At 54.1% G+C, this 12,811-nt stretch carries 8 protein-coding genes and 5 pseudogenes; 5 read left to right on the forward strand and 8 right to left on the reverse strand.

Annotated features, from left to right (window positions below):
• Nucleotides 1-10: 10 nt before the first annotated feature.
• The 3 genes and pseudogenes from DWB23_RS24040 to DWB23_RS14945 all read right to left on the reverse strand — a co-directional run.
• Nucleotides 11-253, reverse strand: a pseudogene (locus DWB23_RS24040) (TrmB family transcriptional regulator); the annotation flags it as partial.
• On the reverse strand, nucleotides 234-953 hold the full coding sequence (locus DWB23_RS14940; RefSeq protein ID WP_162989838.1) for a DUF7344 domain-containing protein: 720 nt from the start codon (nucleotides 951-953) through the stop codon (nucleotides 234-236). The gene DWB23_RS14940 and the pseudogene DWB23_RS24040, both read right to left, overlap by 20 nt.
• Before the next feature lie 68 nt (nucleotides 954-1,021).
• Nucleotides 1,022-3,553 carry a PAS domain-containing protein gene (locus DWB23_RS14945; RefSeq protein WP_121743586.1) on the reverse strand — a complete coding sequence of 844 codons (2,532 nt, stop codon included), beginning with the start codon at nucleotides 3,551-3,553 and terminating at the stop codon, nucleotides 1,022-1,024.
• Between the two features lie 193 nt (nucleotides 3,554-3,746).
• Here DWB23_RS14945 and DWB23_RS24125 point away from each other — a divergent pair.
• Together DWB23_RS24125 and DWB23_RS14955 are read left to right on the forward strand one after the other, a co-directional pair.
• A pseudogene (locus DWB23_RS24125) lies at nucleotides 3,747-3,974 on the forward strand (DUF7344 domain-containing protein); the annotation flags it as partial.
• A 134-nt stretch (nucleotides 3,975-4,108) separates the two neighbouring features.
• Nucleotides 4,109-4,929: pseudogene (locus DWB23_RS14955) on the forward strand (IS5 family transposase).
• A gap of 620 nt (nucleotides 4,930-5,549) precedes the next feature.
• On the opposite strand, the gene DWB23_RS14960 reads toward DWB23_RS14955, so the two are convergent.
• Complete coding sequence (locus DWB23_RS14960) at nucleotides 5,550-6,233, reverse strand: potassium channel family protein (protein ID WP_121743588.1); 684 nt, start codon at nucleotides 6,231-6,233, stop codon at nucleotides 5,550-5,552.
• Between the two features lie 588 nt (nucleotides 6,234-6,821).
• Between DWB23_RS14960 and DWB23_RS14970 the strand changes: the two genes are divergently transcribed.
• Nucleotides 6,822-8,360, forward strand: a complete 1,539-nt coding sequence (locus DWB23_RS14970; protein WP_121743590.1) for a TrkH family potassium uptake protein — start codon at nucleotides 6,822-6,824, stop codon at nucleotides 8,358-8,360.
• A gap of 156 nt (nucleotides 8,361-8,516) precedes the next feature.
• Here the strand turns inward: DWB23_RS14970 and DWB23_RS14975 are convergent, their stop codons facing one another.
• From DWB23_RS14975 to DWB23_RS14990, 4 genes and pseudogenes are all read right to left on the reverse strand, one after another.
• A complete protein-coding gene (locus tag DWB23_RS14975) occupies nucleotides 8,517-8,720 on the reverse strand; it encodes a hypothetical protein (RefSeq protein WP_121743591.1) in 204 nt (67 codons plus the stop codon).
• Nucleotides 8,717-10,267, reverse strand: a complete 1,551-nt coding sequence (locus DWB23_RS14980; RefSeq protein WP_121743592.1) for a TrkH family potassium uptake protein — start codon at nucleotides 10,265-10,267, stop codon at nucleotides 8,717-8,719. The genes DWB23_RS14975 and DWB23_RS14980 overlap by 4 nt, the downstream gene beginning before the upstream one ends.
• Nucleotides 10,268-10,391: 124 nt before the next feature.
• Nucleotides 10,392-10,706, reverse strand: a pseudogene (locus DWB23_RS14985) (TrkA C-terminal domain-containing protein); the annotation flags it as partial.
• Nucleotides 10,707-10,799: 93 nt separating this feature from the next.
• Nucleotides 10,800-11,159, reverse strand: a complete 360-nt coding sequence (locus DWB23_RS14990) for a hypothetical protein (RefSeq protein WP_121743696.1) — start codon at nucleotides 11,157-11,159, stop codon at nucleotides 10,800-10,802.
• Between the two features lie 231 nt (nucleotides 11,160-11,390).
• Here DWB23_RS14990 and DWB23_RS14995 point away from each other — a divergent pair, with 231 nt between their 5' ends.
• Nucleotides 11,391-12,131 (forward strand): Lrp/AsnC family transcriptional regulator, encoded by a 741-nt coding sequence (locus DWB23_RS14995; RefSeq protein ID WP_121743593.1) that lies wholly within the window; start codon nucleotides 11,391-11,393, stop codon nucleotides 12,129-12,131.
• A gap of 89 nt (nucleotides 12,132-12,220) precedes the next feature.
• A pseudogene (locus DWB23_RS15000) lies at nucleotides 12,221-12,741 on the forward strand (IS6 family transposase); the annotation flags it as partial.
• Between the last annotated feature and the right edge of the window lie 70 nt (nucleotides 12,742-12,811).

A 12,811-nucleotide genomic window follows, 5' to 3' on the forward strand; every position in this document is an offset into this window, starting at 1 on the left:
AGATGATGGTAAAGCGCTGCGGGGTCGCGTACTGTACATCGACGAGCCCCCACTTTTGGAGAGACTCTATTGCGTCGTAGACGCGTGATCGTGGGGGGCCGCCGGCGTCCGCGATGTCCTTGGCGGTACCCGTTCCGAGTCGGACGAGCGCAATGAGCGTCTGCGCCTCATAGTCAGTCAGCCCCAAATCACGTAGTCGATTAGATAGCTCCGCCTGGAGCTGTTCCTCAGCTCTATCGTTCATAATTGCCATAGGATCTACTCATTAGCATGTCTTCTAACTCCTCCTGCTGCGTCCGGGGTTCCAAGAACCATTTCTCAAGAACGACGTTCCCTGTGTAGCGGATACGACTCTCGCTTGAATCGACATCCACAACACGGGCTTCCTCCAGCTTCGGGAGGTGGCAGTGCACGAGTTCCGCCGTCAATTTCGGGAGCTCCTGGCCCGAGAGCGGCGTCCTACCAAGTTCTTCTGCGATCTCTTCCACGTCGAGCGCTTGCTGCTCCTTCAAGAGAACCATGATCGCCCGACGGTAACGATTAGCGAGTGCTTCGAAGGTTGCTGTCAAAGTAACGGGAGCGTCGTCGTCCACCGTCAGGAGCGTGCGAAAGTCAACGGTGGTCCAGAATGGATGCTGAGTGCAGGCTATATGGAGATCCTCAGTCTGTTCGATCAGGCCAATTGCTTCGAGGTGCGGCAGATGGACATGGTGGAGTGATAGCTGAACTCGTTCACGATCGGCGGTAGAGACTGCGTTCGGTGATTCCCCTGTTTCCTGCGCGGCAACAAGTCGGGCGAGTTGTGACTCCGATTTCGGCGTATTACGCTGGTCAAGGACGGAGAGGACCACCCGTCGCCGCTCGTCGGCGAGTCCGCGGTACAGTTCGCTTGCTTCATCCACCTCAGCGTCTTCGAAGCGGTGGTACCAAGAGGGGGGGTCTGCTGAGCTCATCATTCACCCATATATGAGTGACCCGCCGGGTTAAGAGGCTCTACAAAAGGGTTTGAATCGGGAGCGGATTACGATGTGGAACCAAAGAATGCTGCTAGTAACTTGTGCTCTCCATGCCGAATATGGTGTGAGACAGTACCTTGCGTTACGTCCAAACGCTCGGCCAATTCTTCACCCGTAATTGCGCGCGGCCAGTCGAAATACCCCGAGTAGTACGCCACCTCCAGTGCAGTCCGCTGTCGCTCGGTCAAATGGTCGTCCAGGTCAGAAAAGACGTCACTCAGACGTGTGCTCTCGCGCTCAACTTCGGTTTGTGCGACGACCTCGGCGTCCGGATACGCTTCCTTCACTACCTCTTTCACCTCACGAACGTGAGAGTACTTTGGCACTTGGACTCTGAGTCGAAACTCGCCGTTCTGGAGAGTTCCGTCTGCAATCCAGCTGTCGTACCTGGCGAGTTCGGTTGCAGGCGTCAAGTTACTTTGCTGGACTTCGACGCGAGCCCGAGATCCTTCCTCGTCGAACACGTGGTACTCAGCATCGGGATTGTACTGTTCGATGACGTCAATGAAAACCGCCGGATCAAGCCCATCGAGAGAGTAGTATGCGATGCTCTGGTCGTCGGGAAGCGCAACGACCTTCTCGATAGATACGGTGAACGACTCATCACCGGCAGCTTCGATGAGGATCTCTTCAAATCTGTGAGATTGGAACGTGATTTCGTGGACGCGGTCGTCCAATAGGGCCTGTTTCCGTTCGATTGCGTTGATCGCGTGTCCAACGAACTCGCCGAGTCGTTCACTGATGCGGCGTTCGTTTTCATGGAATACGTTCTCCCGTGTCGTGTAGAGGATCAGAACGCCATAGACGCGCTCTTTGTAGGCGATTGGAATTGAAATCCCTACCTGGTGGCGGATGTCCTGTGACCGCTTCCACTGGTCGAACAAGGGATCGGCGGTGCTGTCGAACGTGACTTGAACTTCTCCGGTCCGTAACGCTGTAGCGATCGGTCCGTGGCTCGTCGGATCGTCGGTCGCGGAGGTGAGAGGTATTTCGGAGAGATCGGCCTCGTTCGTACCGGCAATCTGTGGGACGATTTTCTCGCCGTGCCGGTCGAGGTGCCCGATCCAGGCGTATTCGTAGGAGTCGGAGTTCGTGAGGTGCTCTGTAATCGTTTTCTCGATTTCCTCCCGTGAGGAAGACCCAATAATAGAGTGCGTGACACCCTGAAACACAGAGTTGAGGCGATTCAGCGCCTTGAGTTCCTCTTCTCGTCGCTTCTGCTCGGTGACGTCGCGGACGATCCCGCACCGGCCAACGCGGCCGTCGGCGTACTCGAACGGGACGATTCGGCTCTCCACCGGAACCGTCTCACCGGTGGCGGTTTCGAACTCAGCTTCGACCACACCGACATCGCGCTCACCTGCCCGGACCTCCGCCTGGAGGGCATTCGCGGTGTCGTTCACTGCCAGGCTCTCGATCAGCGTGGAGTGAGCGCCGAGCAGCGTCTCGCGGTCGTAGCCCACGAGGTCACAGAACCCCTGATTGACGAGGACGAACCGGTCGTCGGGATCCAGGGCGTAGACGCCGTCACGGACGGTCTCGACGATCCGTTCATAGCGTTTGAGATCTTGCTCACGCTGCTTTCGGTCGGTGATGTCCACGGCGACACACGATAAACCGTCGATCTCACCCGTTTCGTCGCGGACAGGTACAACCGTGAGATCGTACGTGACCTCACCACTCGGTAACTCGTAGGTCAGTTCCTCTCTGACCCGCTCACCCGTTTCGAGAGCGGCTCGCTTCGGGGCCATGAGCATTTCTGCCGTCTCCGGCGGTAATAGCTCGTCTTCACGTTTACCCATGAGATCTCCATCTTCGAAGTCCTCGTGCGGGTTGTAAAGCCACGTGTACCGCAGGTCCGTGTCCAATCGGAATGCAACGACCGGTGAATTTTCGATTACTACGCGGAAGTGGTCTCGTTCCGTTTGAAGGTCGTGTTCCAAGCGCTTTCGGGCCGTAATATCTCGGAAGTAGACCGACAGACCCGTTTCTGACGGATATATCACCTTTTCGAACCACACATCGAATGGGTCGTAGTAGTCTTCTACCTTGACAGGCTCCCGGGTCTCGGACGCCTCGTAAAGCGCGGTCTCGAACGCATCAGTCAAGAGGAGTGTATCGTGGATGTTCTGACCAAGAACAGCGGAGTCCTCCAAGTCCAGTAGATCTTCAGTTCGGGTGTTTAGGTACGTGAATCGAAAGTCTTCGTCGAGGGCATAGAATCCATCAGTAATTCGTTCCAGTACATTTTCGACGCTGGATTCGAACTCGGCACGCTGGTGCTTGCCTTCTTTGGTGCGTGATTTCTCGGGCGGACTTGTTGGTTTCCACCAGACCCGGGCGTTGGCACCTACCTTCTTCGTCTTTAGATCACCACGGTTCACCAGCTTCTCCAAGCGTTTATAGACGGTTCGTCTGGCGGTGTTGAGCGCGTCTGCCACCTCTGGCGTCGTGAATGGTTCACAGGGATCGTCGCGCTGATCGAAGACGGCGAGCGTTTCAGCATAGACATCCGCTGAAGAGCCCGATGATGACATACGCACTCTAAGTCGAGCTACACGTAAAGCGGTTCCGTCGATGGTACTGCGGCACTGTCAACTTCGCTCAGTTCAACCTTCCACAGCAGGAGGCTTTCGCCACGAACGTCGCAACATCTATGCGGGGTGAGCAGTACTTGCCGACGAACAGCGACGCCAGGTCCTCCGGTATTTTCAGGGGACGGACGATCTCGCCGCGTCGGCCGAGACGCTTGTGGATTATCTGGTCGAATCTGGACCACCATCTGATCTCCGAGAGCAGACCGCGATTAGACTTCATCACGTAACGCTCCCAAAACCGGCCGACGCTGGCGTCATCGAGTACGACGCCCGAAGTCACACCGTCAGACTTCAGTTCGTCTGCATAAAGATGAACTGCCGCACACCACTGCGGCCCGGAAAACCTGACGCACCACCGTAGGGTTTTGTGTGAGTGAACCTTGTCCACCAACCGATATACTACAGTGGTACTGAGAGTTATTCAAGAGAATACCAGAGATGTTGGCTCTGTTGAAATCCTTAGTGAGTCACAGGTTCAGTCGGTAGTTTGAGTAGGTGCAGACTCTCCCAAAGTCTCGGTTGCTCCGATTTGTCGAGGAAGCATTTCACCTTGCCCAGCGAGCAGTCTCACGATATTCCTCAAAGTACTCGAAACAACGTTACACGCTTCATCAGCACGTTGTTCTGCTCTGTCTCAAAGTTCGGAAGAACACGACCTATCGAACATTCCTCGACGAACTCATCGAAATGCCTCGTATTCGAAACGCGATCAACCTCACTGAACTTCCTGTCCCATCAACGCTGTGCAAAGCGTTCGACCGACTCAATATGGCAGTCTGGCGGGTGCTTCTCAACCTCTCTGTGTCACTACTTCCAACTAACGGTGTCGCAGGTATCGACGCGTCAGGCTTCGACCGCAGTCACGCCTCGAAGCACTACACGAAACGAGTGAAGTTAAGGATTCAGCAGCTGAAAGTCACGCTCTTGGTCGATACCAGAGGAACGCGATTCTTGACCTCCACATTACAACGACCCGAAAACACGATACGCAGATCGCGCCATCGCTCATCAACCGCAACGCAGCTGAAGTCGAAGTTCTGCTTGGAGATAAAGGATACGACGACCAGCAGGTTTGAGCAATAGCACGCGAGAGCGAGATTCGCCCACTCACCAAACACCGTGAGTTCTCCTCACTGCAGAAAGCGTGGAACGCTCGGTTGGATACCGACCTCTATGGCCAACGGAGCCAGAGCGAAACGGTGAACTCTCGACTCAAGCGGAAATACGGTGCGTTCGTTCGTTCACGACGCTGGTGGAAGCAGTTTCGTGAACTCGCCCTTGCGTGTATCGTCCATAATCTTGATCAAACACTTTAATCACCAATACAAATTATTAGATGTTATATAATAAATGGGATTGTATATCTTATGTGATTCATCCACCGTTTGAGAAGGATGCACAATAGAGACCACATAGAACTGAGAACATTCCCAACCGATAGTATCTGAGTCCATCTCCTTCAAATATTCCTAATGCTATTGAAACAGCACCCAGTAGTAGAAATACAATTCCTACAGACGTTCTATTTGTGGCGTTCATAGATACCATTTTCGTGGACTTATAGTTATATTACCTTGTTAAACTCCCTTGGAGACCCTCACTTACTTGCATACTTGACACTTTAGCCAATTCATTCAAGAAGACCGAGGAGAGTGGTTTGCTGAATGTCGTCATAGAAGGATTTCAACAGAGCCGTCTATTCGGCTCTGTTGAAATCCTGAGAACATGATAGGTCTTCCACCCTGTGCGGCAGGTACAGGAGAACCGATTACCGCAGCAACCGCCGCTATTCTCGTTAGCTATCAAGGCAGCTCCAGTAACATATAAGTAAACTATTTTGACATAGTATTTCACCGGTAAATATGCTCTTTCGTCGATTATACCCTCGAGACTTCGACACTACCGTGTTCGAAGATGTCGATGAGTCGTATAGTTATCACCTTCGATCTTCGGTATGGCCGAACACGCCTGTAAGTCCAGGATCGAGACCGGATGCCGAATAGACGGTGACCAGATCGCCAGCTTCGATCCGTGTACTCCCCCGGGGTGTGGTCGGCGGGTCTTCTCTCTCGTGGCCAATTGCGACAATAAGGACATCATCGGGGAGAAGATCCTCGTCCGCTGCCTCGATGAGTGTCTTCCCGTCGATCGGCGCATTCCTGGTGACCTTGATCTCGAATACCTCTGCTTGTTCCCCGATCCGCATGTAATCGACGATCGCCGGGCGGGCAACTGCGCGGTAGAGGTGCTCAGCAATGAGTTCTTGTGGGTTTTCCATCGTATTAATGCCGATCTGGGAGAACACGTTCATATGCTCAGGATCGTGAACGACCGAGACGATATTCGGAACATTGTGTTCCTGCGCCAGCAGGCATACCATGATGTTAATCGGATCTCGGTCGGTCGTACTGATCAGGGCATCCGCCCGCTCAATTCCGGCATCCATAAGCGCGTTGTGATCTGTCGCATCGTCATTAAGCACCAAACAGTCGTACTCACCAGCAACTCGGTCCGCCCGTTTGGGATCGTTCTCAATGACGACGACCTCATTTCCAGACTGGGTTGCGATATCAATAAGAGGCATCCCAATATCGCCCGCACCAACGATGACAATATACATTTACGTCGTTGTTCTTGCGTGAGTGTTGAAAACATATCGCTTTCGTGGTTTTAATTTCAAGAGGGATACTAGGCTATGCCGCTCAACAGCTCCATCAATGAGAAGAGGCGAACGACAAAAGGAGTATGCTGGACTTAGTCCTATAGCCGTTTCCGACGGCTTTGTTGCTTCAAGCGCGTTTTGGATTCCGCGAGAATCCGTTCGATCGCCCAGAAAACCCACAAGAAAACGATCACCATGAAGACGACCATCTCAATCCGGATCACTGCCCCGTATCGAATGGCGAGGACAAGAGCCATGATCGTCACTGCCGTCATGACGACGCCGAACACGTCATAGAATGAGTGAGGATGACGAACACTTGGTAATCGAATATTCATATGCTATATACACACGGCTCGCATATAGATTCTTGTCACAGCATTCCGAACGGAATGTCATCTTCTGAAATACCTTCGTTCTGTGGTACAAATTCTTGCCTGAGACCGTGAAAATAGCCACCAAAGTATGTTACGATGGATTGATACGGGTTAACCGAAATGGCGTTATATACCGTGTATAGGCACAACTGCACGAGCGGGGTGTTTTATGCGGCTGCGAACTGACTGGCGGGCCAGTTTCGCGCTCGTCGGAGTCCTTCTCAAATATCTTGCCATCCCGCTCGTAGTCCCGATCGTTATCGCGCTCATCTACGGCGACCCCCTGTACCCATTCGTCGCGACGATCGCGCTTACGGTCGCCGTCGGGTACGGTCTCGAGCGTCTCAGCCCTGAGCCGGATCTGCAGATCCGCGAGGCGATGCTATTCGTCGCGATCTCGTGGTTCGCCGTCGCAATCGTCGGCGCAGTGCCGTACGTGCTCGCGGAGTGGGGGACCGAGTCGACGCTCGCGCATCCAGTCAACGCCTTGTTCGAGTCGATGTCTGGCTTTACGACGACCGGGGCTACGGTTCTCGGCGAGATTTCGCTTGAGCGCCACTCCCACGCGGTGATGATGTGGCGCCAACTCACCCAGTGGCTCGGCGGCATGGGGATCATCGTCCTGATGGTCGCGATTCTCCCCGAACTCGCAGTCAACGGAGCACAGCTGGTCGAATCAGAAGCCCCGGGGCCGCAGTTACAGAAACTTACGCCGCGAATCGCCAAAACGGCCCGCATCCTTTGGCTCGTCTACTTTGCCTTCACTCTTGTCTACATCGCTATTCTCTATGGGCTCCACATCGCAGGACTGGCCCCGAACATGGGGCTCTATAACGCCATCGCCCACGGATTCACGACGCTACCGACGGGCGGATTCTCGCCGGAGGCCGATAGCGTCGCCGAGTTCTCTGCGATCGTGCAGTGGACCGTCATCCCGTTCATGATTATCGCCGGGACCAATTTCGGACTGTTCTGGCACGTTTTCAGCGGCGAGGGACACCGCTTCATCCGCAACTCCGAGTTTCGCGCCTATATCACCGCGATTGCCGCACTGACTGCTCTTCTCGCCGCGGTTCTCTACGCCGGTGCCGCGCCGGCGCTGGCGGAGCTCGGTGGCATGACAGAAGGGGTGTTCGAAAACTCGTTACGGCAGAGTGCCTTCCAGATCACCTCAATGCTGACATCGACTGGCTACGCGACAAGCGACTTCGCAGACTGGGATTCGACGAGCAAAGTCATCGTTTTGTTTGCCATGCTTGTCGGCGGCTGCGCCGGCTCGACCGGTGGCGGCATCAAGGTCATCCGGTGGCTGATCGTCTTCAAATTCCTTCATCGAGAACTGTTCACAGCTTACCATCCCGAGGCTGTTCGCCCGATTCGGCTCGGCAACAGTGTTGTCGATGAAGACGCAATTCGTGGCGTCCTTGCGTTCTCATTCTTGTATCTGGTCATCTTCGCCATTGCCTCGTTAGTCATCATGCTCGACGCGAGCCGAATTGGTTACTCGCTTACTCCACTCGAGGCGTTCAGTGCGAGCCTCGCAACGATCGGCAACATTGGTCCTGGCTTCGGATCGCTCGGTCCTTTTGGGAGCTACCTTGAGTTCCCCTCCAGTTCGAAATTGCTGATGATCTTTCTCATGTGGATCGGCCGCCTCGAGATTATCCCAGTTCTCGTCCTGTTTACTGGCGGGTTCTGGACTCGTTGAACGGAGACCCTCTTCTCTTCTTCGTGATTCCCCTTACTTTTCCGTCAATCGTGGTGTATAGTAACAACTGAAACGACTTCCACATCGATCGCACAACTGCTGTGCGATCGGGTGAGCATTGACTTTCAGGGGCTACTATAGCTTAAGTCGTCACGACTAGCTGCGAACGCCGCGGTACAGGACGTATGCAACGAAAAAGAGCAGATACGCGGCTGTGATTCCGGTCGTGATCGGTGATCGGCCAATAACCGCGATGAGGGCGATGAGCAGCGGACCAATTAGTAAGAGCGAGTCGAAGACCCAATCTTCGGCACCCGCCTCGAGGAGGTCGCCGACGATCGGAATGTCTGCGATATTCATTGGTACAGCCCTCCGCGGTTGATGATCGCCCGAAGCGTCACGAGGACAGGGATGATCTCGAGGCGGCCGATCCACATATTGAAGAGGAACGTAATCTTGCCCAGCGTCGGAAGCGATTCAGGGCCTGTAATTCCTGAGGATAGCCCGACGTTGCCCTGCGCGCTGGCGACCTCGAAGATCACATTCTCGAGGGTGTATTCACCTTGCGGAAGAACCATCAAGAGTGCGAACATGCCGAGTCCGAGGAAGACGAACCAGAGGAAGCCGATGATTGCTGCTTCCTCGAACTCCTGACGCATTTCTTGGTCATTAAGCCGTCGTCCGTTAATTTTTAATCGCCGGACGGCCGTCCGTGGATAGAAGACGTCGGCAATACGAAATCGGCTTCCCTTGAGTAGCGTGAGCGCTCGGATGAGCTTGATGCCGCCGACGGTCGAGCCGGCCGCACCACCGACGATCATTCCGAAGGTGACGGTGAGCTGGGCTTGTGCCGGCCACCGGCCCAGCGCGACGTTGGTTGCGTCGACGGCCGTCTGGAAGCCAGCGCAGGTCGCCGCCGAGACGAACTGGAACGAGCCGTACCGAAATGCAGTGAACAGCGAGTCGTATGTATCGCTGGTGTACACTAACGCGGTGAGTACAAGCGTTCCGAGGGTCATGTAGATGAAGACCCATCGCGTCTGGAGGTCCGTATAGAAGTTTCGCAGTTCACCCTGCAGGATGAGGTAGTGAATGGGAAACGCGATGCTGCCAAGCAACATGATCGGCAGAAGCGCGAAGTCGATAGCAGCGCTATCATAGGTAGCGATCGAGTTATCGGTGATCGAGAACCCGCCAGTCGACAGGCCGGTCATACCGTGGTTGATCGCCCCCCAGAGCGGCATACCTACTACCCATAGCAGGAGAATCGAGATGAACGTGAAGAGGATGAAGATCCACCAGATGGTCTGGACCGTCGAGACGATGCTGGGATGGATCCGCTCGGAGCGGGCCTCGCTCTCGTAGAGAGTCAGCGAACCGCTGCCAGGACGCGCAAGAATCGCCGTCGTGAGGACGATCACGCCGACGCCCCCGACCCATTCGATGAACGACCGCCACCATTGGAGGGTGCGAGGTAACACCGCCTCGTCGTCGGTCATCGTCAGCCCGGTACCGGTGAAGCCACTCATGCTCTCGAATAACGCGTTGATAGGCTGCGTGAACGCTGCGAGCGTCTCCGTCTGCGCTGGCGTTTCGACGAACGGGAGGCCGAGTTCGACTGTCCACGCAATGAGGAGGAACGGCATTGATCCGAAGATCGCGACGAGAAACCAGCCCGTCGCAGCGATGATCATTCCGTGTAACTTTCCGGGCTGGGTCGCCTCGCGGAATTGCGAGGTCAGCATGTAACCGATGGTCAACGGGAGTAATCCAGAGACGATCAAAGCCGGCATCGTCCAGTACTCGCCCCAGACTAGCGGGACGAGCAGCGACACGAATAGCAGTCCGGACAGCGCTTCGAGCATTCGCCCGAGGTCCCGGCCGATCGTTTCCATCGCTTCGTTCATATGTTACTTACTTCCTCTGATTGGGTTCATGTCTGATCGGGCTTTTGATTGCATATTTGAGTCACGACAGGCTTGATGTCCGTTTCGGTCGCAGGAGATGACCCTCTCGCTTCTGTCGTATATATCATTTTACTCTTTCTTCGGGATGGCCAAATACGTCGGTGAGTTCGGGTGTTGCTCCGAAGGCCGAATAGACGGTGAGCAGATCGTCGGCTTCGATACGCGTGCTCCCTCTGGGCGTGATCGGCGGGTTTTCTCCTTCTCGTTCAATCGCGATGACCAGTACGTTATCGGAGAGCAGATTCTCGTCGGCTGTTTCGATGAGAGTTTTGCTGGTAATCGGCGCGTTTTCGGTGACACTGATTTCGAATACTTCGGCCTCCTCGCCAATACGCATGTAATCAATGATCGCTGGCCGAGCAACTGCTCGGTAGAGGTATTAACAATAGCATTCGAGAACCGTTGCTGTCGTGCGTGCGTCCTCTTCGTCGGCAACTGGCACCACCACGTGGCCTGTGAGCGATTGCATTGTCTATTGCCCTCGTTCATGCACGTCGCCCAGAAACGCCCAGTGTAAAGCTTCCTCTCCGTCCAGGTGTCGCTCCCGGGTCACGTGATAGAGGGAAACGGGAGGTGTATCTTCACTGGACTCGCCTCCACCAAGTGGACGCTTTCGGACTAGAGTGTAGATCCCCCAATCCTCGATATCGAGGATTTCACCAGTTGCTTCCTCGCGGATCTGCGCTTCGATCGGTGGCTGAGTCGATTCAAGCAGCCGTTCGACGTACTCGTGAACCGTGCGAAGTCCCGGCGGCCCAAGCGCGTTGAGTTGCTCGATGAGGGCCTCCGGAATCCGCTCTGTTGGAGGTTGTTCGTCATCTGGGTCGCTCATACATAAGTGCCTGATCCGGAAGATGAAATAATTTCCGCTGTGGATTTCGATTCGTTTGATTAATTGGAAAATAATTCCTAATCGTTTAGAGGCCTTGAGCGGCCGTGTCGACTGGAAAATCACCGGTTTTCCGGTAATCAGATTAGCATGTCGATAGCGACTACTGGTGATTTTAATCGTGAACCAAAGTTAACTTAAGAGCTGATAGAGAACCTAGTATGAGATATAAGTATGCCCAAGGGGATCGATAACATAGATGAACAGGTCTTGTATTATCTGACGCAAGAGGGTCGCCATACATCGGCACCAGATATCGCTGACAAAGTGGATGTCTCTGCGCCGACGATCCGTAATAGAATTCGGCACCTCGAAGAAGATGGCATCATCAGAGGATACCACGCGCACATCAATTACGAACGAGCTGATGGTCGCCTCACGAACCTGTTTATCTGTACAACGTCGGCAACCAACAGACAGGAGCTAGCTCAGCGCGTCCTCGATGTCCCGGGCGTCATCAACGTCAGAGAAATCATGACGGGCAAAGGTGACCTCCAAATCAAGGTTGTCGGGTCTGATACTGACGATCTCATGCGCATCGCACAAGATATCACAGCTCTCGGTATCGAAATCGATGACGAAGGCCTCATTCATCGGGAATACTTCCGTCCGTATGCACAGTTCGGCCCACGAGAGAAAGAGCCTATTTCACCGGTTACCGGTGTTGCAGGGCTTTCCGGGAATGCAGATGTTATCGAAGTCATCGTTAAAGATGGAGCACCAATTGCTGGCAAGACGCTCCAGCAGGCAAACGAAGAGGGACTTATTCCATCAAATGTTCTTGTGGTAAGGATCGATCGGAATGATCAGGCCATCACCCCAACAGGAGAGACGACAATCAAGGTAGATGATTTTGTTACAATTCACTCGCGCTCAGGAATTACTGATGAGACTCTAGAAATATTTACTGTGTGATGACTATCTTACAATCATATAACCCTTCCGGCGCTGTCTAGTTGAGTCAGTTTGAGAAGTGAGTAGGTCGTTGAGTTTCTTGTTCAAACATTGAACGCTCACATGGAGCGGTCTGGAATTGGGTACATCGGCTGGCTGACAGCGGGTGCGACCCGTCGACGGCGAAGCCGTCAAGGGTCGCGGTTGACGAGACCGCTGTCAAAATCAACGACGAATGGTCTTGGATATATGCTGCAATAGAAACCGAGACGAAGCTGATTCTCGATGTCGCGTTGTTTGGTCGGCATGGCACCGATCCGGCAGCTGCGTTTCTGCATGGACTCCGTGAGAAACACGATCTCTCCGAGGCAGTGTTTCTCGTCGATCAGTTTGATTACCGGACTTCCCTTGCCCGATTAGGATTGAACGTCGGGTTGACTATACCGATCGAAACCTCATCGAAAAGTGGTTTCACACCTTCAAAATGCGAGTTGACCGCTTCCATAACTCGTGGGTGGGCAGTCGGTCGAGCGCACGCGAATGGTTTGAACAATTTATGCACTACTACAACCGCCAGAGACCGCACCAAGCTCTGGACGGAAAGACGCCGACCGAGGAGGTGCAGAACTAGACAGTGCTGCCCGGTTTTATAGTCATAGAACGATGAGTGACTATGTTCAGTACGCATATCTACTTGTCGG

The organism is Natronorubrum halophilum (assembly GCF_003670115.1).
GTDB classification, from domain to species: domain Archaea; phylum Halobacteriota; class Halobacteria; order Halobacteriales; family Natrialbaceae; genus Natronorubrum; species Natronorubrum halophilum.